Genomic DNA, 26716 nt, shown 5'->3' with positions numbered 1-26716 from the left:
CGTGGCGCGCGCTGAGGGCCACGCAGACCGGCCCTCTACGCGACGGGCGCGAGCCCCTCGCCGTCCGTGCCGGCCTCCTCGCCGTCTCCCGGCGCCAGCGGAACCTCCACCGTCAGTGCCGTACTGCCCGGCGCCGACCGGATCTGCAACCGGCCGCCGATGGCCGCCGCGCGCACGTGCATATTGCGCAGCCCGCGCCCGCCGCGCGTGGCCCCGGTGTCGAAGCCGCGGCCGTTGTCGGCCAGCGTGATCCGGATCACCTGTGCGTCCATGTCCGCGTGGGCGGTCACGGTAAGGGCCGTTGCCCGCGCGTGCTGCAGCACGTTGGTGATGCCTTCGAGCAGCAGGTATTGCAGCTCCTGCACCTTGCGCGCGGTGAAATGCGCCAGCGCGGGCAGGCGCTCGACCTCCCAGTGGATATCGAGGCCGCCATCGGCGATGCGCGGACCCAGGCGGTAGCGCAGGTTGCCCAGCACCGCCGCCAGGTCGCCGCCGGTGTCCTGCATGGCGTCGATGGAAAGCTTCAGCGAATCCAGGGCGTGCCGGACCTGCACGGCGATTTCCGGCGAGCTGGCCTTGCCGGATTCCAGCATCGAGATCGTGGTGACAAGCTGGCTGCCCAGGCCATCGTGCATGTCGCGCAGGATGCGGCCGCGCTCGCGCAGCGCGGTCTCCTCCGCGGCGATCTTCTGCGTGCGCGCGAAGGCCGCGCGCAGCTGCGCCTCGCGCTGCGCGACGCGCTCGGTCAGCACCTGGTTGGCGTCCTGCAGGCTCTGCACCGCGCTGGTGTAGCGCTCCACCAGCATCCACGCCATCACCACGCTGAACGGCACCGACACATAGCGGGTCATGGAATGGACCCAGTAGTAGTCGCCGGTCAGCCAGACCTTGATCCAGTCCGCCAGGAACAGCACCGCCGACACGCCCACGGTGGCGGCCAGCAGCGTTGCCTCGCGGCTGGGCCGGCGCAATGCGCCCCATACCATCGCGCCGGCCACGGTCAGGATGATGCCCACCTTGACCAGCCAGCTCAGCGGAAAGACCATCGGGTGGCTTGACATGGCGGCCAGCGGCGCGATCACCGGCAGCGCCAGCCACAGGTAGGCGTTGAGGGTGCGATGCAGCCAGCGCCACGGCACGCGGATCACCAGCAGGCAGAACCTGGCGATGGCGCCCAGGAATACCTCGCGCGCGGCGGCGACGACATAGCTGCGCAACTCCGCGGGAATCGCCAGGTCATCGACAAAGTAGTCGAGCAGGCGCACGCTCCAGGCGACCTCGGCCAGCCCGTACAGGCCGAACAGCGGATCGCGCTGGCGCCACCAGATCAGCAGCGCGAGGCCGCCCAGCACGACACTGAGCACCGCCGCAATCAGCGGGCCGACCACGCGCAGGCGGAAGGCCTGGTCGAACTGCGCGCGCACTTCAGCGGCCGGGCCCACCGTCACCGGCAGCAGGCCCGAGCGCGCATAGGCGCGCGCCGCCACGGTGATGCGCAGCAGATTGCCGTGCGCGCGCGCCAGTTCGGGCGGCACGGCCGCGTAGTAGGGGCGCTTGGCCAGCGCCGACGAGGGGGCGTCCAGGCGCCCGCCGGCGGCGATCAGCACGCCATTGAGGCGCACCTCGTAGCTGCCGCCGGCCCATGGCACGAACAGCCCCCCGGGGTCAGCCGCGGGCCAGTTGCGGTCAAAGCGCAGTTCGTAGACCAGCGTGCCGGACTTGCCCGGCTGCTCCCGATCCCAGTAGTCAGGCAGCGTCAGCGGGAGCGCCGGCAGCGCCGTGCCGTCGGTCAGCGTGGCCGAGCGCGTGGCCGCGGCCAGTTCCATCGTGCCCGCGGCTGCCGCCATGCCGGGCAGCATCAGGCAGGCCCATGCCAGCAGCACGGCAAGCACGGTCCGGAGGTGGCGCGGCCGATGCAGCATGGGGTGGGGTCACAAGGACTTGAGCAGGCCCAGCTTGGCCGCCTCGAACACGGCCTCGCCGCGCGAGCGCACCGCCAGCTTGCCGTATATGTTCTTGATGTGCGATTGCACGGTATGCACGCTCAGACCCAGGTAGCGGGCAGTCTCGGCATAGGTATAGCCGCGCGAGATCAGGTCCAGGATCTCGTTCTCGCGCACCGACAGCACCACCGCGCCGGTGGCCGCGGCATCGCGCGCAACCGCCTCGGCCGGCGCGCCGCGCAGCCGGTTCACCACCTGCCGCGCGATCAGCGGGCTCATCGGCGATCCACCCGCGCGCAGTTCGCCGATGGAGGCGGCGATGCGGTCCGTGGTTTCGTCCTTGAGCAGGTAGCCGATGGCGCCCGCCTCGATGCTGGCCAGCACGTGCTGGTCGTCGCCGAACACCGTGACCACCATGCAGTCGCAGGCGGGATAGCGCTCGCGCGCGGCGCGGATCACGTCAATGCCGCTGCCGTCCGGCAGGCCGAGGTCGCACAGCAGCACGTCGGGCTGGTGCTGCGCCAGCCAGGCCAGCGCTTCCGCCGCGCTGGCGGTGCAGCCTGCCACCACGGTGGCCGGCGCATGCATCTCGACGGCCTGCACCAGCCGGCTCAGTGCCGCGGGATCGTCCTCGACGATCAGGACTCTTGTTGTGCTTGCCATGCCTGTGTTCCCGAGCCGTGCCGTTGTGCCGCCCGCTGTGCTGCTGGTTGTCCGGCCAGTCTTGCTGCCCGTCCTGCCGCATGCTGTGCCGCGTACGACGGCGGATTCTGACATATCCGCCCGCGCATGGGACGGCCGGGCGGCTCTCTTCAGGGTAAACGCCGCCGCGCTTGTCAGCCGCCCCTGACTCATCGCATGGCCGCGCGCCGTTGCCCATCCCATATTCTGGGGAGGCGCCGAACCGGCCGGCTCCTGAGCCCGTGGCCGGATAGCCCCGTTCGGGGGATACCACCCCCATTTTTTCCGGAAATAGAGCGTTTTTGCCAGTTCTGTTGGATTTTGCAGGCTGTACGAATACAATGCCCCGGCGTCAGCCGAGGGTGCTGGCGGACCTGGAGAAAAAAAGAAATGAAGACGGGAAAACTGGTGGTAGGGCTGGCGCTGGCCGGGTTGCTGGCGGGGTGTGAATCGATGGACGGCGCGATGTCCTCCATCAGCGGCGTGCTCGACGGCACCGGCGACGTGCTGAGCGGCGACTTCCGCATGCTGGCGGATCCGAAGCCGGCTTCGCTGGGCGATATCTGGTCGGACTGGAAGAAGAACGAAATCACCGCGAAGAAGAAGTGGGATTCGCAGGCAATCCTGGTATCGGGTACGGTGTCCCGCATCACCAAGGTGGATGGCCTGCGCAAGTCGGACGACACCATCGCCGTCTACTTCAAGGACTCGGTCAATCCGCAGTGCACCGGCAAGGCGCTGATGCGCGACGCGCTGATGGTCAACCAGAAGAAGATCAGCAACCTGCAGACCGGGGACAAGGTCAACGTCACCGGCGTGCTGGCCACGCGCGATTCGGAAATGGCCAACAGCAGCAATACCGAATGCTATTTCGCGTTCAGCAAGTCGAAGATCGAACCAGCGGCCAATACCACGGCAGCTGCCGGCAGCGCAGCCGCTCCCGCCAAGGCAGCCACGACCACCAAGTCGACCAAATCGACAAAGTCGACCAAGACCAGCAGCACGAAGTAAACCAGCCAAAGGCGGCGACGGGCGGCGGAATGGCCGCCTCGCCCCAGGCTATGCGTTTGGCGTCCCCCTGCCCGCACCATGTGGATCCTGCGGCACGGCACGCCCGTCCGGCCCTGCATCCCTTACAAGCTCTGAAACCGTTGCACGGTAGTGCACGCCAAAGTGCCGCAAACCCCCGTCCGCGGGGCACCCCTCCACACGGTACGAATCTTGCCCCTTCCTGATTACCCGCCAGCGGTTCGCGCACGGCATGTGCGCCCGCACATGGCGCCACACGCACACTGTCAGGAAAACAGCATGGGCTACTACTACGATGAGCGCAATGCGCGCAACGCGCGCCAACGCCGCCAGGCATGGCAGGACGATGACTGGCAACCTGAATCCGAACAGGAGCGCTGGCAAGCGCGGCGTCGGCGCCAGCAAATGGCCCCGGGCCAGACCAGCTACGGCGACCCTGCCCGCCCGGACCGGGATTTCAACGAAGTGTACGGCGCCCGCAGGTACCCGGAACACCCGTCCAGCGAGCGTTACGGCAGCAACCTGCGCTACGGCCTGAACGGCGGCTATGGCTGGGAGCGTGCCAGCGAATGGCGCGACCCGCAGGCGTGGCAACGCGACGACGACAACGCCGAGCGCCAGTGGCGCCGCAGCGCCGAACGCGCACGGGATCCGCGTGAATCGCCGCGCACGCGCGGCCATGACACCCACTTCAGCGACCTGCGCAGCGACACCCGCTACTGGGTCGACCCGCACGAGGACTGGGAAGAGAAGCAGCGCTATGAAATCCGGCGCCACAGCCCGGGCTACCGGGAATATGCGCAGCGCCGCGGCTGGGAAACCGACAGCCCCGATGACGAGCGCGAAGGCTCGCATGGCGTGCTCTACAACCTGGGCCGCCGCATCGGCGAAGCCGTGGGCGACTGGTTCGGCAGCTCCGAACGCCGCACCGGCCCGCGCGGCTACCAGCGCAGCGACGAGCGCATCCGCGACCAGATCTGCGAGCAGCTCAGCTACGCGCGCGGCGTTGACGTCAGCGACGTCAGCGTCGACGTCAGCGAAGGCGTGGTGTCACTGACCGGCACCGTGCGCGACCGCGGCCAGAAGTTCTATATCGAAGACCTGGCCGACGGCACCTACGGCGTCAAGGAAGTCAACAACGACATCCGCGTGCGCCGCGAGGCCCCCGAAGCCCGCAGCACCAGCGATGTGACCGGCAGCACCTGGCGCGGATAACGCCAACGGTGGCGGGCGCTCCAGGCCGAGAACGGCCTAGGCGCCCGCCACGCCAACCTCTGCCGCCAGCCGTTCGCGGATAAACCCCAGGAACGCACGCACACCCTCAGGCAATGTGCGGCCGGCCAGCGTCTGCAGCTCGACCGCGCGGCTGCGCATGCCGCGCTCCCGGATCGAGGCGGCATGCAGTTCACCGCGGCGCAACCTGTCGCCCACGGTGACGGCGCCGGAGATCGACAGCCCGCCACCATGCAGCACGAAGCTGGTCAGGGTCTCGAAGTGGTTGGTCACCAGCACCGGCTCGAACACCACCCCGCGTTCGCCGCAAGCGATGTCGAACAGCTGGCGCACGGTGTTGTCGCCCTCCGGCAGCGCCAGGGGATAAGGCTGCATCTGGGCCAGCGTGACGCTGCGAAAGCGCGCCAGCGGATGGTCCGGCCGCATGATGGCGATCACCGGCGCGGGCTGCCGGTGCTCCACGCGGATGCCCTGCTCCGCGGCGCGGCTGTAGGTGATGCCAATGTCCGCCTCGCCATGCAGCACGATGCCGGTGACCTCCGCCGGCGGCGCCACGCGCACATGAAACTGCAGGCCCGGATAGCGCTGGCGGAATTCGGCAATGATGCGCGGCAGGAACTCGATCGCAAACCCCGCCGAGCTGGCCACCCGCACCCGGCCCCGGCGCAGGCCCTGCAGCGCGGCAATCTCTGACACCACCCGATCGGCTTCCAGCGCGCCGCGCAGGGCATAGGCTGCCAGCAACTCCCCGGCGGCGCTCGCCACCATGCCACGCGGCCGGCGGTCGAACAGCGGCACGCCGAGCAACGCTTCGAGCGCGGCGACCTGGCGGCTCACGGCCGACACGGTGACATTCAGCCGCTGCGCCGCCTCGGTCAGCGAGCCGCTGCGTATCACCTCCAGGAAATAGCGCAGCGAGGTTTCCTGCAGGCGATGCGACAGCATGGGCGGCTCCGGGGCTGGTTTGCGTTTTACGCAAGGATATTTGAAAAAATCATCGATTGCGGGAAACCGTGCGTCGCCCGTATGCTTTTTCCCGACACCACAGGAGACACCCGAGCCATGGCGCCCACCCAGACCCCCGATCCCATCACCGAACTCGATGCCGTCGCCCTGTCGCGCGCCATCCATGCGCGCGAGGTCTCGTGCGTGGAAGTGCTCGATGGCTTCCTTGGCCAGATCGACCGCCATAACCCGTGCGTCAATGCCATCGTGGCGCCGGTGGAGCGCGACACCTTGCGCGCGCAGGCCGCCGGGCTCGACGCCGAACTGGCACGCGGCGCCAGCCGCGGCCCGCTGCACGGCTTCCCGCAGGCGCCCAAGGACATCAGCCCGGCCGCGGGCATGGTCACCACCAAGGGCTCGCCGATCTTCGCCGGGCAGGTCAGCGAGTCCGACGCCGTGATCTTCGAGCGCATGCGCGCCGGCGGCGCGGTCTTCGTCGGGCGCACCAACTCGCCGGAGTTTGGCCTGGGCGGCCATACCTACAATCCGGTCTACGGCACCACCCGCAACGCCTTCGACCCGGCGCGCTCCGCCGGCGGCAGCAGCGGCGGCGCCGCGGTGGCCGTGGCGCTGCACATGCTGCCGGTGGCGGATGGCTCTGACATGATGGGGTCGCTGCGCACGCCCGCGGCGTTCAACCACGTGTATGGCCTGCGCACCTCGGTCGGCTGCGTGCCGCACGGCCCGGGCGACGAGGTCTTCTTCCAGCAGTTCAGCGTGGCCGGCCCGATGGCGCGCAACGTGCCGGACCTGGCCCTGCTGCTGTCGGTGCAGGCCGGCTTCGATGCGCGCCTGCCGCTGACGCACCGCACAGAGGCGCCCGGTACCTTCACGCTGCCGCCCGAACGCGACTGGGCCGGTGTGCGCATCGGCTGGCTGGGCAACCTGGGCGGCCACCTGCCGACCGAAGCCGGCGTGCTCGATACCTGCGAACAGGCGCTCACGCACCTGCGCACGCTCGGCTGCACCGTCGACACCGCGCTGCCCGAGTTCGACCTGGAGCGACTGTGGCACGCGTGGATCGACCTGCGCAGCTTCTCGGTGGCTGGCGCCAACGCGGCGCTGTACCACAACCCGGCCAAGCGCGCGCTGCTCAAGCCTGAGGCCGCATGGGAGATCGAGCGCGGCCTGGCCCTGCCGGGCACGCGCGTGTACGAAGCCCTGTGCGAGCGCAGCGCGTGGTACCAGGCACTGCGCTCGCTGTTCGAGCGCTTCGACTACCTGGTGCTGCCGGCCGCGCAGGTGTTCCCGTTCGATGCCGACTGGGACTGGCCGCACGCCATCGACGGCCGCGACATGGACACCTACCACCGCTGGATGCAGGTCGTGGTGCCGGCCACCATGGCCGGACTGCCCGCCCTGGCCGCACCCGCCGGCTTCGGCCCCCAGGGCCTGCCGGCCGGCATCCAGATCATCGGCCCGGCGCAGGCCGACGCCGCGGTGCTGCAGCTCGGCCATGCCTATGACCAGGCCGGCGGCTTCTCGCGCGTGCGCAGCCCCTGGCTCGATTGAGCCTTCGGCTGGTCCCGGCCCGTTTCGTATTGCTTCCGATTGCCTTCTATTCCTACAACTGCCGGCAGGAGTGCCAACGATGACCGCAATGCCCCTGAAGCCGTTTCTCGCCTGCGCCGCCGCCCTGACCGCGGTGCTGTCCGCAACGCCTGCCGCCGCGCAGGCCCAATCCTGGCCGGACCGCCCGATCCGGCTGGTGGTGCCCTTCGCCGCGGGCGGCGCCACTGACGTGCTGGGCCGCCTGCTGGCAGTCGGCCTCGGCGAAAAGCTCGGCCAGTCGGTGGTGGTCGAGAACAAGCCCGGCGCCAGCACCGTGATCGGCGCCACCCAGGTATCCAAGGCCGCGCCCGACGGCTACACGCTGCTGCTGGCGGCCAGCACCACGCTGACGCTGAACCCGGCCATCCGCCAACACCTGGGCTACGACCCCATCAAGAGCTTCACCCCGCTGGGCCTGGTCGCCGACATGAGCCTGGTGCTGGTAGCCAATCCGGACACGCAGATCACCTCGCTCAAGGATCTGGTGACGCAGGCCAAGGCCCACCCCGACAAGTTCTCCTACGGCTCGTTCGGCGCCGGCTCCTCGGTGCATTTCGGCGCGGAGATGCTCAAGTCCGCCACCGGCATCCGCATGGTCCACGTCCCCTTCAACGGCAGCGCCCCCAGCCTGACCGCGCTGGCCGGCGGCCAGGTGCAGGTCGCCGTCGATACCGTCGTGGCGACCCTGCCGCTGATCAAGGGCGGCAAGATCCGGCCGGTGGCGGTGCTGTCGCCGCAGCGACTGCCGGCGTTGCCGCAAGTGCCGACTGTCGCGGAGAGCGGGTATCCCGGCTTCCAGATGGGCACGTGGTTCGCGCTGCTGGCACCCGCGGGCCTGCCCGCGCCAGTACAGCAGAAACTGGAGAAGGCCCTGGCCGACGTCGCCAACGCGCCGGCTACCAAGGCACGCATGGTCGAACTGGCGCTGACGCCGGCTTATGGCAATGGCGCGGCGGTGAAGGCGCGGGTGGAGAAGGAATTGCCGGAGATGCGGGCGGTGGCGGCGCGGGCGGATATTCGGGCGGAATAGTGACGCGGTAGGCGGGCCACCGGCCCGCTGCGGCTTACTCCTCCAGCACGCGCATCGTTCGCTCGCCCTCCGGTGCTAATTGATGTAGCACCTTGCCCTTGAATACCGTCGCCCTCAGATCAGCCAGCACGTCCTTGGCCCCGCCGTAGGGGGCGAACACGTCGATCAGGAACGGCTTGTCGCCCGACTTCCAATCTCCGGGCGCCAATTGGTATGGCGGCTTGGCAAACCGCTCGACCACAGCGTCGGAGAGATAGGCCCAGGTCACGAAGGCCGTGGGCATTTCGCCCCGCATATACAGCTTGGCCTGCTCCAGGATCAGCGGCGGCATCACGCGCCATTCCAGGTCAGCGAAGAAGTTGTGGCGCGTGGTTGGGTTGTTCATCATCAGCCACGACACCGGCCCCAGCAGCGGGATCTTCTTGATGACGCGCTGCGCTTGCTCGGCAGCAAACTTCATCAACTGTTCGTTGTCGGTCGGGATAGTCATTGGATACTCGTCCTGGATTGTTTCATGCTGGCAGCAGCGGGCATGGCGGGCACTGCCGGCGTTTCCTGCTGTGCGTTATTGGTCAGCAGCGCATTCACGCTCTGCACATCCACCTCAGTCAGCGTGCCCGCCGCCGCCTTCAGCCGCATGCCTTGCAGGATGGTGTCGTAGCGTGCCTTCGCGAGATCACGCTGGGCCGCAAAGAGTTGTTGCTCGGCATTGAGCACGTCGATGTTCACGCGCGTGCCGATCCGGTAGCCGATCTTGTTCGCGTTGACCGAATCCAGGCTCGACGTGACCGCAGAAGTCAGCGCCTCGACCTGGGACAGGCCGCTCGTCACACCACCGTAAGCTTGCCGTGCCTGCGTCGCCGCCTGGCGCCGCGCCGCTTCCAGCTCTGCGCGCGACTTGTATCGATTGGCGATCGCCTCGGTCACGCGCGAGTTGACGGCGCCGCCCTGGTAGATCGGGATTGTCAGCTGCAGCCCGATGGTGCCGGACTTGACCCGGTTCTCGATGTCCGCGGGCGAGGTCATCGAACCCGAGGTGTAGTTGTTGCCATAGCCAGCCGTGAAATCCAGCGTCGGCAAGTGCGCCGCGCGGTTCCGGGACAGCTCTTTCTCGGCAACTTCGACCGCTGCCAACTGCGTGCGGACTACCGGGTTGTTCTCCCGCGCATGCCCCATCCAGGCATTGACATCCTTCGGCTCGGGACCCGGCAGGGTCACGTCAGCCTTCAGGCCCGCTACAGGCTCGGGCAATGGCCCGACCAGCCGTTCGAGTTCCGCCTGCTTCGCTTCCTGGTCGTTGAGCGCCTGCACCAGCTGCGAGCGGCCCAGGTCGTGGCGGGACTGCGACTCGTACACATCGGTAATGGTTGCCTCGCCCACGTCGTAGCGGCGCTGGGCGAGCACGCGCTGCTGCTCCACGGCCCGCAATTGCGCCCGGGCAACTGTCACGGTGTCGCGCGCGGTCAGCAGATCGAAGTAGGCCTGCGAGGTGCGCAGGATCAGGTCGCTCTCGGCCTGCGCGAACTGTGCCTCGGCCTGCTCGACCTGTGCACCCGCTTGTGCCACGCCGATCCAGTTGGCGACACGCACCACCGGCTGCGACAGCTGCAAGTTCCACGCCCAGCTATTCACGCTGCGGTCCGTGAACGGACTGCCCGCGAAGCTCGATTGCCCGTCCTGGCGATTGCCGTTGCCATTCAGGTTGATCGAGGGCAGCACGCCGGCGCGAGCCTGTGGCAGCTTCTCGCGTCCGGCCTCCAGCGCGTAGCGTGATGCCTCGAAGGTGGGGTCGCTCCCCTGTGCCATCCGGTAGACCGACAGCAGGTCGATGGCGCTGGCCTGGCTCGGGACAAGCGCGCCGACCGCGGCCAGCGCAGCCACAGCAGCGCTGCTCAAAACATGCATGCGTGCCATCACCGCTCCCGCAAGGCTTCATCCTTGTAGCGCATCAGCGGCGACAGGAAGTAGGAAATCATGCGGCGCTCGTCCACGCGGATATCGGCGGTCACGCTCATCCCGGGGGTAAGCGCGCCCTTGCGCCCATTGACCGAGTTCGGCGTGGCCATCGTGTCGAGCTTGATGCGCACTGGATAAATAGGGCCCAGCTTCTGATCATTGATGGCGTCGGTACCCACCCACTGCACTTCGCCCTCGATGTAGCCGAAGCGGGTGAAGTCAAAGGTCTCCACCTTGGTTATGACGCGCTGGCCGGGCTTCACGTAGCCGATGTCCTTGTTCTGCACCTGAGCATCCACTTCCAGCGCAGTGTTCTCGGGCACCACGATCGCCACCGGCTGCGCCTGGGTCACCACGCCGCCAACGGTAGTCACCGCCAGTTGCTGGACGATGCCGTCGATCGGTGCGCGCAGGGTCTGCAGGTCACGCCGCTGCGTGGCCTTGACCAGTTCCAGCTCGGCCGTGGCAGCCTTGCGGCTTTCATCGGCCAGTTCCGCCGCATGCCGCGCACTGAACTCGGCCACCGCCTGCGCGCGCTGTTGCTGTGCGGCGTTCAGGCCCGCGCCGGCCTCGGCCAGCCGGTTGGTCTGCAACGCCAGATCCTTCCTGAGGTTGATCAGCTCCAGCCGCGTCTCGATCAGGCCGGTCTCGGCGATATGCCCGGTCTTGACCAGTTCCTCGCGCATGTCGTTCTTCCTCGTGACAAGCGGCAGGCTGGCACGGATCTGCTCCAGGCTGGCGGCGGCCCCGTCCCGGTCGGCACGCTTGCGGGCGATCTCGGCGTCGAGCGCCGCCAGCCTGGCGCGTTGCTCGGCCAGCGCGCTGGTGAGCAGCGCTTGCTGCGTCCGGGCAATATCCGCTGGCAGGCCTTCGACGGCCGGCATGGCGGACTTGCCGTCGAGAAGCGCCGTCAGCCGCTGCACCCCGGCTACGGCCTCCCATTGGTCGCGCTGCAGCCGGTCACGGTCTGCTGCTGTGGTGGTCGGGTCGAGTTCGACCAGGACAGCGCCAGCCTTGACCTTCTCACCGTCGCGCACATGGATCTCTCGTACGATGCCGGCTTCGAGCGGCTGCACCACCTTGGACTTGCCCGACGGAATCACCTTGCCCTGCGCGGAGACCACCACGTCCATTTTCGCCATCGTGGCGTAGACCAGTGCAAGGACGGCCATGCCGCAGATACTGCCAGCGACGATCCGTGCCATGCGCGCCGGACGGCGGTTGGCGATGCCCATGGCGGCGGTAGCAAAAGCATCGGCTGCCGCTTGTTGGTCAGGCTTCATCGGTTCAGACATGGGCGGCTCCCGGCAACGGTTGTACCGGGGCCTTGTGCTTGATAGTGAGGGTTTCCAGCACACGCGACGCCTCGAACAAAGCGCGATACTTGCCCGCACCAGTGATCAGTTCAGTGTGATGGCCTTGCTCGACAAGCTGCCCGCCATCGAGCACCAGGATGCGGTCGGCCAGGCGCAGCGTGGAGAGGCGGTGTGCGACGATGAAGACGGTGCGGCCCGCGCAGATCTTCTCCAGGTTGTCGTGGATGACCCGCTCGGACTCGTAGTCCAGGCTGGCGGTGGCCTCATCGAGCAGCAGCAGGCGCGGGTTGGTTGCAAGCGCCCGCGCGATGGCGATACGGGCTCGCTGGCCGCCCGACAGCAGGCTGCCGCGCTCACCGATCACGGTGTCGTAGCCTTGGGGCAAGGCGTTGATGAAATCGTGCGCTCCGGCCAGCTCGGCAGCTGCCATCACGGCCTCAAGCGACAGGCCCGGATCGGAGATGGCGATGTTGTCGCGCACCGACATGTTCATCAGCGCGACATCCTGCGACACCACGCCTACCTGGCTACGCAGCCAGGCCGTGTCCACTGTCGCCAGGTCGATTCCGTCAATCGTGATCCTGCCACCAGTGGGTGAGTAGAGGCGCTGCAACTGGCGAATCAGTGTCGTCTTTCCGGCACCAGACACGCCAACGACGCCCACGACTTCCCCAGCGGGAACAGAGAACGAGACATCCGACAGCACTTCAGCGCCGTCGGCCTGATAGGCAAAGCTGACGCGGTCGAAGCGGACAAAGCCCTGAATCGCTGCCCGTTGGGTCTGGTCCGAGAACTGGCCCGCCTCGGTCGGCGTGTCCATGATGCCGCCCAGGCGCTTGACCGCCACGCGCATCTGCTGGAACTCCTGCCACAGCGACGAGAGCTTGATGATCGGTGCATTGACCCGGCCCGACAGCATGTTGAAAGCGATCAACCCGCCCACGGTGAGGTTGCCGTCGATCACCTGCATGGCACCGACGCCCAGCAGCACCACAGTCAACACCTTGCTGGTCAGATTGATGACCTGGTTGGTCCAGTTGCCGGTATGGCCCGATTCGAATGCGGCCACCGCGTAGCGCACCAGCCTGCTTTCCCAGCGGCGCTGCCAGTTGGCTTCAACGGCCTGACCCTTCAGGGTCTCCATCGCGCCGATGGTCTCCACCAGGAACGCCTGGTTGTCGGCGCCCAGTGCAAATTTGTCTTCCAGCTTCTTGCGCAGCATCGGGCTGACGACATACGACGCGCCAAAGAAGATCGGCAGGAAGCAGATCACGATGATGGTCAGGAGCGGGCTGTAGTAGAACATGACCGCCAGGAACACCATCGCGAAGAACAGGTCCAGCCAGGCGGTCAGCGCCTGCCCGGTCAGGAAGTTGCGCGCCGTCTCCAGTTCGCGCATCGACGCAATCACGTCACCGGCGCGGCGCGAGTTGAAGTAAGACATCGGCAGGCGCATCAGGTGCCGGAACAGGCGCGCGCCCAGTTCGACATCGACGCGATTGGTCGTATGGGAGAGCAGGTACTGGCGCAAGCCAGTCAGCATCGCCTCGAACAGCGCCACGCCAGCCAGCGCCACCAGCATCACGACCAGCGTCGCCTGCGAGCGGTGGGTCAGCACCTTGTCGATCACGACCTGAAAGGCAAGGGGCGTCACCAGTGCAAAAATCTGCACGACGAACGAGGCCAGCAACACTTGCGTGAGTTCGGCCTTGTATTTCTTGATAGCCTGCCAGAACCAGCCAAAGCCGAACGCCGAGACACCGGCATTGGCCGTGCCATCGGTCAGGGATGCCACGCTGCGGCTGGCTTCGATCCAGGTATTGGCGAACTCGCCGGCGAAGGCCGCCGCCGGCACTGCCTGCGGCGGCTGGTCCGGTTCCCGCTGCATGTGGACGGCATCGGCATCCACCTTGCCGACCAGCACAACCCGGCCGCTGCGGGTCAAGGCCAGCGCCGGTAGTGCTGCGCGACGCAGCTTGTCCACGCCGCCCTCGACCAACCTGGCGTCGAAGCCAAGGTCATCCAGGCCCCACAACAGCCGGCTGGCGTCAAAGTCTTCACGCACGTCCCAGCGGCGCGCGAGGCCCTCCGGATCGGCCTTGACCTCATGCAGGCGTGCGAATACGGCAAGCATGCCAAGATTGGGCAGGGTTGGCTTCGAGCTCATGGCCGCCCCCATGCCAGGGCCATCACAGCCCAAAGCAATGCATTCATCGTTCTATCCCATCAAAAAATCAAGCGTTCCCGGCGGGTGGCGCGTTTCTCCCCCGCGGGATAGTTTTTTTCTTACTTCCAGGCTCAGTGACTGCGAGCCTTTATATGTCGAATATCAAGGTCATGATGGTTGGCCCATGCCCAAGTCCACCGCGCTGGCCTGTGCGGCGCGATCCATCATTTCGGCAAGGGTGTCCTCGCGCGGTGGGACAAAGCCGCCGGGGGCCTGGGACCCATCGGCCGTCGTCAGCAGCTTGTTCCACTGGAGGCAACTCCATTGCACGGCTTCCGCGCTGTGCGGCGGATAGGGACACGCTGAAGATGATGTCTCGGCAAGCAACTGTGCAACGGCATCCGCGGCAAAGACCGCATCGTCGGTCGGCTCGGTCGGCGCGATTCCCTGCTGGACCTCTTCCAGGTACAGGGCGAAGCCGGGCAGCGGCACGTCCTTGCCGGCAAACATCACGTCGGCGGCCTCGCTCTTGCTGCCATCGGTGTGCGTGACCTCCACCGTGCCGAACACAACGTTGCCATGATCGAGGTGGGCCTCGCCCTGGCGCTGGAGTGCGATGGAGGCGATGCCGTCATCCAAGGCCTTGTGCTCGGCCTCGCTGAATTCGCCATTGCCATTGACGTCCTGCACCACCATGAACTGGCTCCAGGCGGCGTCTTCCTTGCTGATCCTGCCGTCGCCATTGGTGTCGAAGGTGGCCAGCGCCTCAAGGTCAGTCTGCGTGCCGGGTGCGAAATTGGTCAGGCGCGTCTCTTCCACGGTGATCTTGCCATCGCTGTCGGCATCGAAGCCTAGTACGCCATCGGCCGCGGCGGCCCATCCGATCTGCTCGGCCTGGCCGTCTTGATTCACGTCTGCCTTGACGTTGGATTGATCCGCCGCGAGCAACTCCACGCCGTTGCCATTCAGGTCCATCACGAGCGGCGTGTAGCCGCCGCTAGCATTGGTGCCCTTGTGGGTAGCGTTGATCACCACGTCCATGGATGCCCCATGAGCATCAGTAATACGGATGGTGAAGGCGTCAGCACCGGTGTAAGGGTCTCCCGCATGGCTCTCGTACTGCCAGTTGGCATAGCGGCTGACGAGCTCACCTGAGTGGTCAAAGCCATGTTCGGTTTCCCGATAGGTGTTGGCGTAGGCGTAACCGTGTTGCGGCGCCTGAACAATCGATATGACAATGGCCGCTGTACCGCCATCTGGATCGTAGGCAATGATCCGGCCCATTTCTCTTCGGGGATCATTGGCGGGGACAAGAACGCGATCTGACTCATAGCCTGCCCCCGCGAAAAAGTAGTCGCCATCCATCTGGTCTAGTGCGAGTGGCTTGAGCATGCCATTCTGATAATGCGATGGTGTATAAAGCTGCCGGCCGGCATCAAACAGCTGGCCTTGCGAGGCCAGCGACAAGGCCAGTGCTTCGTCATAGACTGGCTGGAAGACAGGGCCATCACTGTATACATACTGCCCGGCAGAGCCCGCACCCGCACCCGGACCAGCCTTGCCCACCACGACCGGCGGGCCGTCGTAATACCCAAAAATGGCGCGACCATACTCGACGGCCTCGATGATCGGCGCCTTGTTCACATGCTCAACATGCAGGAAAGCGGTGGCCCAGGTCTGCCCTCCGTAGGGATCGGACACCAGGTACTGAAAGGACGCTTGCCCATAGAAGTCGCGGTCAGGCGTGAACCGGACCTGGCCGTCGGCCTGAATCTCGACCGTACCGTGCTGCGCATTGGCAACCTGGGTGACCGTGATCGCGTCGCCGTCCGGATCCGCGTCATTGGCCAGGAACTGCGCCGTATTGATGACGAACGGCGTGTTCTCGTAGCCCGAGAAACCGTCATCAACCGCCACCGGCGTCGTGTTGATCTTCTCCAGGTTGATGGTCGTGGTCGCCGTGGCAAAGCCGCCAACGCCATCGGAGATGGTATAGGTGAAGTGGCCTTGCGCACCCGGGTAGCCGCCAAAGCCAGGCTCCGGCAGGAAGGTCACCGAGCCGTCCGCATTCAGTCGCACAGTGCCGTGCTCGGCACCGGACACGCCCACAATGCGCAGAGCGCCGTGCGGGTTGTCGATGTCGAAGTCGTCCGCCAGCAGCGCCGCCGCGGTCAGCGTAATGGCCACCCCCCGGCGTCCGTCCACGATATTGTCGTTGGCGATCGGCGCATCGTTGACTGGAGCCACATGAATAGTCGCCATGGCGGTCGAGACGCCTCCAACACCGTCGCTCACTTCATACGTGAAACTGGCATCGCCAAAGAAATTTGGATCGGGTACGAAACGGATGGTCCCATCCGGGTTCAGCGACACGGTACCGTGCGTGGCGCCGTTGACGCGGGTGATAGAAAGCGCCTCGGGCGGGTTGTCCACATCCGCATCATTGGCAATCAGTGCGGCAGCGTCAATCGTCAGCGCGGTGTCCTCGTTGCTCGCAATCACATCGTCGCGCAGCCGCGGAGCGTCATTGACGGGGGCCAAGTCAATGTCCACCCGCCCGGTGGTGATGGCGCCGAGCGGGTCCGACACGGTGTACTCAAAGCTTGCGGCGCCAAAGTAGTCCGCGTCCGGGATGAAGTTGACGGTTCCGTCGGCGTTCAGACGCACTTCGCCGTGCTGGGCGTTGCCGACCGCTACCAGCGTAAGAGTGGCTTGTGCATCGTCCACATCCCGGTCGTTGGCAAGCAAGCTGGCCGCAGTGAAGGTCGCTACCTCATCCTCATTGCCACGGAAGTCCTCGCCAGTCACGATCGGCGCGTCATTGACCGGCGCCAGATCGACTGTGGCCATCGCCTCCGTATAGCCGCCCGCGCCGTCGTGGACGGTGTAGAAGAAGGTCGCGATCCCAAAGAAGTCCTGCTCAGGCATGAAGCGGATCTGGCCTTCGGGGGTCAGCTCGACCGTGCCGTGCTGGCCGTTGCGCACCGAGAACACGGTCAGGTCTGAGCGGGGGTTATCCACGTCCCAGTCGTTGGCCAGCAGCGTCGCCTGCTCGATCAGCAGTACGGTGTCCTCGTCGGTGGCGACTGTTTCACCCGCCACCACCGGCGCGTCATTGACGGGGCGGATGTCGAGATTGACCGTGGCGGGCGTCAGTCCACCGTGACCATCCGACACCCAGTAGACAAAGCTGGCCGGCCCGAAATAATCCTGGTCGGGCAGGATCCGCACGTTGCCGTGGCCATCGAGGGCCACAAGGCCGTGCGTGGCGTCCGAAACACGCAGGATGCTCAGCACGTCGCCGATGGTGGGCGTATCCACATCGAAATCGTTGGCAAGCAGTTGCGCCGAGGTGAACAGCACGCCGGTATCCTCATCGATAGCAGCCGTTTCGCCAGCGGTGACCGGCGCGTCATTGACCGGCGCAATGTCCAGATAGACGCGGCCGGTCGCCTGCAGGCCATACTCATCCTCGACGGTGTAGCGGAAACGCGCCGGCCCCCAATAGTCGGGGTCAGGGGTGAACACAATGCGCTGGCTGCCGTCGGGCAGCAGTGTCAGGGTCACCGTGCCATTCTCGCCGCCGTAGACGTTGATCAGGCGCAGTGGCTGGGTCAGGACGTTGCGCGAGGTATCGTTGGCCAGCAGCACTGCCGCATCGATGGCATAGCGAGTGTCCTCGATGCCTGCGACCTGCTCATCGGCTACGTCCGGCGCGATGATCTGGATATCCTCGCCGTTCGGCCCGGTTGCCACGCGGTCGGGCGTTGTGATCAGGATCGTATCGTCACTTGCGGCATCGTAATTGACACCAGCCGCCGGCACTGATCCGATCAGATCCAAAGTGACTTCGACCGGCGACCCGAGCGTTGCCTCGCTGCCAAGTGGGCGCATCGCCGCTGGCAAGGCGTTGACTGTCGCCTCTACAAAGGGCGGCTGAGCCACAGTCGGTTGCGGCTGGCCCGGCGAATCAGCCGTCGTTGCAAGTTCTGACGGCAGGCGGCTGATGGTGTTGTTGCCGGATGTATCGATAGTGGGGGCTGGCGCATCGGGCTGTCCGCCACCTTCTGCCGCGTTGGCAACGCCGGCCACTGCACCCGCCGCGACACCCAGCAGCGCACCGGTGCCCGCAAGCAGGCTGTCGCTAGTCTTGATCCACTGATCGCGGATGGCAGCGAAGGCGTCAGTTGGGCTAGCTGGTGGAGCGCTGGTAACACGGCCATCGGCCAGGCGCACCGTATCGGTACGCTGCGCAGGCCTGACGGGATTCGGGTCGTCCTTCGAGCTCAGGCGGCTGTCATCTCGCTCGACACGGGTGGCAGTCTGCCCGACCGGGGTCGTGCCCTCGCCATCGGCCACGCGGTCATCGCCAGCGACGATCGCGTCTTCCGCAAGCGTCTGCTCGTGCTGCTTGTCGCTGGCAGTTCTGATGCGACTGTCGCCTTCGGCAACTTGCATCTCAGCGCTGGCGTTTTCCAAGGCTACGCCACCATGGGTATGGCCAGCTTCGCCCGTGTAATCATGGGTGACGACGGCATTCAGGATCGTCTCGCCGCCTTCCTTCGCGTGCAGCATGCCGGCAAAGGCGTCAAGCCGGCCATCGCCGTCCGTGTCCACAAAAGCCGCCTGATAGGCGTCGCCACGCACGTCCGCCGTCAGGTGGTGCTCGGTGACCGTCATGACACTTCCATCGGCGGCACGCAGGACTGGTGGCGCGCTGGTGAAGTCCAGGCTGGCGATACCCCGGTCGAGGAATGATGCGAACTCGCCCTGATCGGTCTGGCCGTTGCGGTTAACGTCCAGCCAGATGCCCAGGGCGGCAAAGGCCGGGTCGGAGGCGTCCAGCTTGCCGTCGTGGTTGACGTCGAGCCATTGCAGGCTGTTGCGGGCATGGGCGGCGGAGGCATCCAGGTCGTTGGTCAGGATCTCGTTCTGCCCGATCCCGCCATCGCCGTTCACATCGATGGAGAGGATGCCCTGGTTGGCGTTCACCCAGTCCGTTTGCTCGATGTAGCCATCCAGATCGACGTTCTTGCCGATGCGGCCAGGGTTCACACCTGCAGGCAGTGCCGGCTTCTCGTCGACCGTCAGCGCAGTAAAATGCTGGTGGATGCCGTCAGCGTCTGTCTCAGGCATGCCTGCGTCGGCCTTGGCCTCATGCCAGTCCGGGCTGTGCAGTTGCTGGCCGGCCCGCGACCGGCTCTCTTCAATGCTGCCGGTCACAGGAGCGGTGACGACACCAGATTCGCGCATGTGGGCAAGCACCGATTCTGCTTCCCAGGCCGGGACGATGGCAGCGAACGCCTGCTGCATGAACTGCTGCGCAATGGTCGCCTGGCTGGTGTCGTAGCGCAAACCGGCGCCATCATAGTAGCGTCTCTGCTCCTGGCCGTTGTCGTCGATCCACTTGAGATACAACTGACCGCCGTTATCGTTCAGGCGCGCCCCATCAGGATCGAAGATATAGCCGATGGTCGGCAGGCGCTGTGGAATGATGGCGTAAAGTGGGTTGCCGTTGGCATCCACCAGCTGGGCAAGCGACACCTGCAGGGCATCGACCAGGCTTTGCAGGATGTTGGCAGGCGTCGCGCCGCCATCCTCGGCATCGGTGGTCTTGAGCACGTGAATGCTGCCGTCCGGATTCCACACAGCGGTGGCTTCACCTTCTAGCGTCGGAAGATCCTTGGCGAACACCGCCGAGCCGATCATCGTGACGGCTATCGCCGCAAAGGCTACCGGAGGGCAATAAGCGGTGTATCCCGCTACGGCCATGCCAGCAGCAATAGCACTCAGCGCAGCGCCGGCGGTCTGGACGCCGTTGCCGTCCTCGATTGCCTTCAGCAGCGTGACAACACTGGCGACAAATGCCAGGGCACCAGCCACTTGCCCAACTGTGGCGGCGGCGTCCAGCAAGGAGGCCGCGGAGCCCGACTCGGCCTGGAAGGCAACGACGCCTTGTTGCTTGAGCACATTGGCATACATCGCCGCAGCCTGACTGCCAAGGTTCAAGCTTGATGCGGCAATACCCAAGCCATCCCCGTCCTGGATGGCATTGAGCAGGTTCATTCCCGCAGCCAGTGCGTTCAAGGCACCCGGTATGCCGTCGGGAAGAATTTTTCCGCCGCTTACGCTGTCGAGACTGGACAGCATGGCCGCGCTCGCAAGCGCGATGGCTTTTGTATCGCCGGACTCGATGGCTTGCATGAGAGATTGCAAGCTTTGCACGCTGCCCAGCACGTCTTGCAATGGCACCGGGGATGAATCCGAGGAATCGGGATGGGAAGTGATATCGTCAGGCGTTGGGGCGGTATCAAGATGGGCAAGCGAGGCGACCTCTGTGCCTTCAATGAAGTCGAACTCGGTGGCCCCCTCATGTGGAAGAAGGCCGAAAGCACTTTCAGGTACCGTGTCGCGTTGTGGCCCAAGTATGGCGTAGGCTTCTTCCGCCGTCATCTCGCCATTTCGTATGCGATTCTCTGCCTCAGCGCCCACGAGGCCATAGGCGACTATTTCGGCGGGAATGTCGAGCACCACATACTGATCACCAAATTCACCGGGCAGCTCCAACTCACTGATAAGCCCGGCCTTTCGCAGCTCCTGTATGGTTGGATCGCCCTTCGGGTATAGCATCTTGCAAATACCCTCGCCCGGCTTCATGACGCCGCCCTTGCCTTGCCCCCAGATTTCTTCTAGCGCCTTCTCGGCGGCGGGATTCGCTGCGCCGCCTGGGTTGGACAGAACTTTGCCGGTCACGGCACCCACCAGGCTATTGAAGCCCTCCGCACAAGCAAGCTGATTCGTAGCGTTGCTTGGCGTAATCCATTCGAGACCGGCCGAAAACACCGACTTGCCACTATCGATGGCGGAACCCAGTATCCCTCGTGCGGTACCGGTATCCCACTCTGTGTGGCCGTTGTCGTAATAGATCTTGCCGTCCAGCTTCACCGGATTCGCAGACTGGGGGAACAGCTTGTTGTCGATTGCGAATTGCTGAAACTCGCCGGCTCGCGCATTCAGCGCATCGCGGGTGATTTCCAGTTGGTGACGTTCCAGCGCAGACAGATTGGGCTCGTTACGCAGACGCGCTTCGTACTGTGTCGCCTTGGCATAGTCCTGCTTGGCCGTATCGAGGAAGTCGTTGTATTGCTTGACGGCAGCGAGCTCATTGAGGCGCGCTTGGGATATTCGCTCTGGCGGCGCCTTATGATCCACCAAATCTTGTGCCGTCGCATTCCATCTGGAGACGGCGTCCTGCAACTGATTTGCTTGTGCTTTCCACTGTGTCTGGAGCGTTCCCATCATTCATCTCCAAGCCCAAGTGCAACACATTCATTCAAGGTCGGGGACCATTTGGCTAGCTGCTCTGCCAACGCCACATTGTGTGAACTGGGGTTCTTGAGCGGATTGATAAGCTGAAAGATGACCGTGTTGAATTCTGAATAAACCACGTATTTTGAAGCCAACTGCTGCCAGCAATAGAGTCGCTTCCAGTCAGCATCATTGATGATTGGCTTGCGCGCGAGATAAATGGCTATCGACGCGGCGCCACCGTAGCCTTCTCGCTCCGATCGAATTTCCGCATCGAATCCTTCAGCAACATTCCGCGGAAATCCATAAATTCCTCTCAAGAAAAAGGAACCAACATTCCGCAAACAGGCGGGATGGCCAAGTTCAGCCCCTCTTCGTAGATAGGCAATGCCCGTATCAATGTACTTTGCTTCTTTGCTGTTGGGGTCTGTGTTAATCAAGCTCAGGTATAAGCACATAGCCCCCGTATCTCCGCCAGCAGCCAATTCGGTAAGTCGCGTCAGTGGCGCCTTTACGGAGTAGCGGATACCGGTGGACGGCTGGAGAACCTGTAACGCGATATACGCCAGTTCATAGCCGTCATCTGCCATGGCCATCCAGTCGGCCTCGCGCCGGGTGGTCCCATCCTTGCCCATGTACTTTGGCGAGCCCGTGTTCCAGGCGTACAGCTCGTTGAACAGGTCCCGTTCATACCCCACTCTCTTTTCTCGCGAAAGCTGCTTCGCCTTCTCGTAGTCAAATGGGGGGAGATCGTGGCGCTCTTGGGCGTGCGCCCAGAGCACGACCGATGCAAGAAGAATTGCGCCAGCAAGCAACGCCGCATCAAGCAACCGACGATTCTTGACGAGTTTCATTGGTAAGCGACCAAACATTCTGCATTGCCCCTTCGATTACTTCTCATTGCTACAACAACCGCTTTTCGCGGATCACGAATCCCCACCCACGAAGATCGAGTCATCTTTGGCTGACGACCTTCGTTGCTTCTCCACAGCAAAAAAATCGAGTCGGGCGTTTTTGCTCTCCGAGTTTGAGTGCAGGCACTATCCCACCAGCGAACCGAAAATAGTGAGACCGCTAGAACAGACCTCTGAGAATCGGGCGCACGCATCGTACCAAACCTATTTTCCGGTTCATGCCTGAATATTCCCCAACAACTACCAGAAAATTCAGAATAGAAACAATAAGATCAGAGTTTAAATTCGCTAGTATCAGCTCGGAGTCGCGTTCAGTGCCTGGACACGCCAGGATACCGCTAGCGATCTGGACCACTCCATTGTTTATGGCAATTGTTCACATTTACTCGTGAGATGTCCTGCGGCGGGTTCTGGAACCAGCTTCACCGGGATTCCCGGACTGAGGGAACAGCGTGTTGTCGATTGCGAATTGCTGAAACTCGCCGGCTCGCGCATTCAGCGCATCGCGGGTGATTTCCAGTTGGTGACGTTCCAGCGCAGACAGATTGGGCTCGTTACGCAACCGCGCTTCGTACTGCATCGCTTTCGCGTAGTCTTGCTTGGCGGTATCCAGGAAGTCGTTGTACTGCTTGACGGCATTAAGGTGCTTGATTTCCGCTTGGGCTATTTGGCCGCTCGTAGCGTTGCTCGCGGAGAGCTTAAGTGCCAACATTCTCCAAGCGCAATGAATCTGCGCGCAACTGCTGCGCTTGGTTTATCCACTGATCTTGTAACGCAGACATCAATCATCTCCCAGGCCAAGGGCAACGCATTCGCTCAATGAAGGTGCCCACCTTTCAAGCTCGTCTGCAAGTGCGAAATACGTCGGCTTCGGTGGCCGTCTGAAGGGGTCGCGAAGCTGCGAAATTACAGTATTGAGATCTGAATAGACGGTGTAGTGCCTTGCCAGATACTGCCAACAGTAGAGCCTTGTCCACTCTTCATCGCTTTCTGCTGATTGCTGCGCAAGATAGGTAGCTATGAGTCGTGCCCCGCCGTAGCCTGCACGTTCAGCCCCTATGGCTGCGGTGATACCTGCTGGCACATCCTTCGGATACCCGTGAATTCCGGTCATCAGATAATAGCTAACATCCCGCAAGCAAGCCGGATGCCCAAGTTCCGCACCTCGTTGCTTGTATGCATAACCGGGTTTAATGTACTGCGCTTCCTTCCCCGCAGGATCTCTATCAATGAGATAGGTGTACAAACACATTGCCCCGGCATCTCCGCCATCGGCTAATTTGGTAAGTCGAGCCAAGGGCTTGTCGACGGAGTAGCGAATACCGGTGGACGGTTGGAGAACCTGCAGCGTGATATAAGCCAGCTCATACCCGTCCTGAGCCATGGCCATCCAATCAGCCTCACGGCGATTTGTGCCGTCGATACCCATGTACTTTGGCGAGCCCGTGTTCCAGGCGTACAGCTCGTTGAACAGGTCCCGTTCATACCCCGCTCTCTTTTCTCGCGAAAGCTGTTTCGCCTTCTCGTAGTCAAATGGGGGGAGATCGTGGCGCTCTTGGGCGTGCGCCCAGAGCACGACCGATGCAAGAATTATTGCGCCAGCAAGCAACGCCGCATCAAGCAACCGACGATTCTTGACGAGTCTCATTGGTGAGCGACCAAACATTCTGCATTGCCCCTTCGATTATCTTTCGTTACTGCAACAACCGCCTTTCATGGATGCACGAGTGCCCCCGCCCACGGCAGACCGGGTCATCGTTGGCTGGCAACCTTCGTTGCTTCTCCACAGCAAAATCGAGTCGACATTCTTGCTCTCCTAGCTTGAGTGAACGCACGCATCCAAGGCCACCAGCGATCCGAAACTAGGGTGGAGCGCTAGAACACACCTCCGAGAATCCGGGCGCACACATCATACCAAGCCCACTTTCCGGACCATGCAGGAATATTCCCCAAGAACCATCAGAAAATTCGGAATATAAATACTAAAACCAGAATTTAAATTCTCTAATATCGGCCAGGGATCGGGTCCGGCGCTGGGCCACAGCAGGATATCGCGGCCGATTTGGCCTACTCCCTTGTTTATGGCAATTTTTCACATTTTCGCGTGAGATGTTCTGCGGCGACTGGCTCTGGAACACCAGCAGCACGCAATCGAGGGGTGGTCGTTCAGCTTGATGTCGGCCTCGCCCTCGAATGGGGTCGTCGCCGAGCCGGTACAGTCGGTACCAGGAATGGAGTAGTCGAGCGCGAGTTGCTCGCTAGCATGCGATCCCTTGGTACCCGGCAAATGGCGTCACCCGGCTTCATGACGCCGCCCTTGCCTTGCCCCCAGACTTCTTCTAGTGCCTTCTCTGCGCCGGCATCCACTGCTCTCCCCGGGTTGGACAGAACTTGCCGGTCACGGAAATTGTTTACCTTTTTCTCATGAGATTCCCGCGGAGGGTTCTGGAACGAACCCCAGCAACTCGCAGTCGCGATGATTGTCGTTCGGCTCGGTAGCAGCACCGGCCTCAAAGGTAACGTTGCCGGGCCGGTGCAGTTGATACTGGGATGGCGCTGTCGAGGGCGAACTGCGCGTCAGGAACCTAGGTGCGCGTGTCGATCTAGCGCAAACTCCGGCCAGGGGAAATCGCGCGGCGGTGATGGGGCGGGTAGGTAGGGGATTTGCCCGAGATGCGCACGGTGGCGGCGCGGGCGGATATTCGGGCGGAGAAAGTCCGGCATGGGTGCGGCGAGCGGCCTGCCGCCTATTCCACATGCGCCCCGAACCCCACCGCCCCCGGCGCAACCTCCTCGCGAAGCGTCAGCTGCGGAATCTCGTAGTCCCCCGCGTTCTGCCGCCGGAACGGAATCGGTGCGGTCGTCCCCAGCGCATCCAGCCGCTCGCCCAACTCCTCGCGAATCCGGGCAAAGCGGGCCTCATCAACCTTGCTGGTCCGATACACCAGGTACGGCGGCAGCACGTCAAACCCGGGGTAGTACAGGATGCCGTGGTGGATCGGGAACAAGATGTCGTCGATCGGGCCATTAATGCCGCGCGGGCTGTAGTGCGATTCCCAGCCGCCGGTCGTGACGATCAGCATGGCACGCTTGCCGGCGAGCATGCCCTCGCCATAGCGGTCGCCCCAGCGCTCATCGGAGTGCTCGCCGACGCCGTAGGCAAAACCATAGGCATAGACGCGCTCGACCCAGCCCTTCAGGATGGCCGGCATCGAGAACCACCACAGCGGGAACTGCAGGATGACGGCGTCGGCCCAGCGCAGCTTTTCCTGCTCATGCGCGATGTCATCGCTCTGCAGCCCGTTCTCGAAGGCGTGCTTGGAATCCAGTGACGGATGGAACGGCGTGTCGCCGGGCCGGGCCTTGGTGTCGGCAGCGTCGAGCTGGGACTTCCACTGCATCGCATACAGGTCCGAGACCTGGACCTGGTGCCCGGCATCGCGCAAGCGCTGCACGGCAAAGTCGCGGATCGCACCGTTGAGCGACCTCGGTTCCGGGTGGGCATAGACAAGCAATACGTTCATGACAGCGGCTTCCAATGATTGAGTGAAGCCAGAATAGGCCGTCGTCCGCTATATTAGAAATGAATATCCAATATCCCAGGTATTGTCATGAATAATCTCAGGCGGCTGGACCTGAACCTGCTGGTGACGCTGGATGTGCTGCTGTCCGAGCACAACGTGACCCGCGCGGCCCAGCGGCTGCACCTGTCGCAGCCTTCGGTCAGCGTGCACCTGTCCAGGCTGCGCGATTACTTCGGCGACCCGTTGCTGTTGCCGGGCCCGCGCGGCATGCGTCCCACCGCCAAGGCCGAATCGCTGCGCGGGCCGTTGCGCGAAGCGCTGGGCGCGCTGGAGCATGCGGTTTCGTCCGATATTCCGTTCGATCCCGCTGCCTCGACCCACACCTGGCGCGTGGCCGCGACGGATTACGGCGAATCGACCATCGTGCTGCCGGCGCTGCAGGCGCTGCGCATGGCGGCGCCCGGCGCGCGCCTGGCCGTGGTCGAGATGGTGCCGCCGCGCATCGCCCGGCAGGCCGAGCGTGCGGAACTGGACCTGGCCTTACACACCACCGATGGCTCGCCGCCGGGCCTGCACCGGCGTGCGCTGTTCACCGAGCGCTATGTGCTGGCGGGCCGCGCCGGCCATCCGCGGCTGAAGCGGCGGCCCACGCTGGCGCAGTTCTGCGCGCTCGACCACGTGATCGTGTCTCCGGACGGCGGCGGCTTTTACGGCGTCACCGACGAGGCGCTAGCACTGACCGGCATGCAGCGGCGGGTGGTGCTTTCGGTGCCCCACTTCCTGTTTGTCACGTCGGCCGTTGCCAGCACCGATCTGGTGGCGATGCTGCCCGAGCGGTTGGTGCGCGGCGTGCCGGGACTGAAGGTGGTGGAACCGCCTGTCGAAGTGCCGGGCTATGAGATGTCGATGTTGTGGCCAGAGCGCGTGCATCGCGATCCGGCGCACCGCTGGCTACGTGAACTCATCGCCACATCGGTCTAAGCGGCGGCGTCCTGCACGTTTGCATACAAAACTGGAATACAATCAGCGCTTTCAACGTGCGGCATGAGGTGGTAACCC

Annotated in this window: 17 protein-coding genes; 5 read left to right on the top strand and 12 right to left on the bottom strand. The window is 64.2% G+C overall.

Translation table 11 applies throughout. The features are described from left to right. Positions 1 to 35 precede the first annotated feature (35 nt). Both AC3WLE_RS08590 and AC3WLE_RS08585 read right to left on the bottom strand, forming a co-directional pair. Entirely contained in the window at positions 36 to 1922 is a 1887-nt protein-coding gene (locus tag AC3WLE_RS08590; RefSeq protein WP_492318369.1) for a sensor histidine kinase, read from the bottom strand. Positions 1923 to 1931: 9 nt separating this feature from the next. Next, complete coding sequence (locus tag AC3WLE_RS08585) at positions 1932 to 2606, bottom strand: response regulator (protein WP_492318368.1); 675 nt, start codon at positions 2604 to 2606, stop codon at positions 1932 to 1934. A 408-nt stretch (positions 2607 to 3014) separates the two neighbouring features. On the opposite strand from AC3WLE_RS08585, the gene AC3WLE_RS08580 reads away from it, so the two are divergent. Beyond that, on the top strand, positions 3015 to 3635 hold the full coding sequence (locus AC3WLE_RS08580; protein ID WP_492352224.1) for an OB-fold protein: 621 nt from the start codon (positions 3015 to 3017) through the stop codon (positions 3633 to 3635). Positions 3636 to 3932: 297 nt separating this feature from the next. Then, on the top strand, positions 3933 to 4868 hold the full coding sequence (locus AC3WLE_RS08575) for a BON domain-containing protein (protein ID WP_492318366.1): 936 nt from the start codon (positions 3933 to 3935) through the stop codon (positions 4866 to 4868). A gap of 36 nt (positions 4869 to 4904) precedes the next feature. On the opposite strand, the gene AC3WLE_RS08570 is transcribed toward AC3WLE_RS08575, so the two are convergent. After that, a complete protein-coding gene (locus tag AC3WLE_RS08570; protein ID WP_492352225.1) occupies positions 4905 to 5831 on the bottom strand; it encodes a LysR substrate-binding domain-containing protein in 927 nt (308 codons plus the stop codon). Positions 5832 to 5948: 117 nt separating this feature from the next. Here AC3WLE_RS08570 and AC3WLE_RS08565 point away from each other — a divergent pair, with 117 nt between their 5' ends. Together AC3WLE_RS08565 and AC3WLE_RS08560 are read left to right on the top strand one after the other, a co-directional pair. After that, complete coding sequence (locus AC3WLE_RS08565; RefSeq protein WP_492356727.1) at positions 5949 to 7403, top strand: amidase; 1455 nt, start codon at positions 5949 to 5951, stop codon at positions 7401 to 7403. A 79-nt stretch (positions 7404 to 7482) separates the two neighbouring features. Continuing rightward, positions 7483 to 8472, top strand: a complete 990-nt coding sequence (locus AC3WLE_RS08560; protein WP_492356728.1) for a Bug family tripartite tricarboxylate transporter substrate binding protein — start codon at positions 7483 to 7485, stop codon at positions 8470 to 8472. A gap of 34 nt (positions 8473 to 8506) precedes the next feature. On the opposite strand, the gene AC3WLE_RS08555 is transcribed toward AC3WLE_RS08560, so the two are convergent. From AC3WLE_RS08555 to AC3WLE_RS08515, 9 genes are all read right to left on the bottom strand, one after another. Further along, positions 8507 to 8962 (bottom strand): toxin-activating lysine-acyltransferase, encoded by a 456-nt coding sequence (locus AC3WLE_RS08555; RefSeq protein WP_492318362.1) that lies wholly within the window; start codon positions 8960 to 8962, stop codon positions 8507 to 8509. Then, entirely contained in the window at positions 8959 to 10377 is a 1419-nt protein-coding gene (locus AC3WLE_RS08550) for a TolC family outer membrane protein (RefSeq protein WP_492356729.1), read from the bottom strand. Before AC3WLE_RS08550 ends, AC3WLE_RS08555 begins: the two co-directional genes overlap by 4 nt. A gap of 8 nt (positions 10378 to 10385) precedes the next feature. Beyond that, positions 10386 to 11723, bottom strand: a complete 1338-nt coding sequence (locus AC3WLE_RS08545; RefSeq protein WP_492356730.1) for an HlyD family type I secretion periplasmic adaptor subunit — start codon at positions 11721 to 11723, stop codon at positions 10386 to 10388. Then, positions 11716 to 13911: a peptidase domain-containing ABC transporter gene (locus AC3WLE_RS08540; RefSeq protein WP_492356731.1), complete on the bottom strand. Its 2196-nt coding sequence runs from the start codon at positions 13909 to 13911 to the stop codon at positions 11716 to 11718. The genes AC3WLE_RS08545 and AC3WLE_RS08540 overlap by 8 nt, the downstream gene beginning before the upstream one ends. A gap of 168 nt (positions 13912 to 14079) precedes the next feature. After that, positions 14080 to 21213, bottom strand: coding sequence for a tandem-95 repeat protein (locus tag AC3WLE_RS08535; RefSeq protein ID WP_492356732.1), 7134 nt, complete (start codon positions 21211 to 21213; stop codon positions 14080 to 14082). Continuing rightward, positions 21210 to 22073: an SEL1-like repeat protein gene (locus tag AC3WLE_RS08530; RefSeq protein ID WP_492318359.1), complete on the bottom strand. Its 864-nt coding sequence runs from the start codon at positions 22071 to 22073 to the stop codon at positions 21210 to 21212. Before AC3WLE_RS08530 ends, AC3WLE_RS08535 begins: the two co-directional genes overlap by 4 nt. A 442-nt stretch (positions 22074 to 22515) precedes the next feature. After that, the gene (locus tag AC3WLE_RS08525; RefSeq protein WP_492363566.1) at positions 22516 to 22845 is read right to left on the bottom strand and encodes a hypothetical protein; all 330 of its coding nucleotides are present in this window, start codon (positions 22843 to 22845) and stop codon (positions 22516 to 22518) included. Positions 22846 to 22914: 69 nt separating this feature from the next. Further along, on the bottom strand, positions 22915 to 23781 hold the full coding sequence (locus AC3WLE_RS08520; RefSeq protein ID WP_492318357.1) for a hypothetical protein: 867 nt from the start codon (positions 23779 to 23781) through the stop codon (positions 22915 to 22917). Between the two features lie 1099 nt (positions 23782 to 24880). Continuing rightward, complete coding sequence (locus AC3WLE_RS08515) at positions 24881 to 25657, bottom strand: NAD(P)H-dependent oxidoreductase (protein WP_492356734.1); 777 nt, start codon at positions 25655 to 25657, stop codon at positions 24881 to 24883. A gap of 87 nt (positions 25658 to 25744) precedes the next feature. Here AC3WLE_RS08515 and AC3WLE_RS08510 point away from each other — a divergent pair, with 87 nt between their 5' ends. Further along, a complete protein-coding gene (locus AC3WLE_RS08510) occupies positions 25745 to 26638 on the top strand; it encodes a LysR family transcriptional regulator (protein ID WP_492356735.1) in 894 nt (297 codons plus the stop codon). The last annotated feature ends 78 nt before the right edge of the window (positions 26639 to 26716 follow it).

This window comes from Cupriavidus sp. FW306-1B-F12B (genome assembly GCF_058781795.1).
This window is presented reverse-complemented; position numbering and strand designations above follow the sequence as displayed.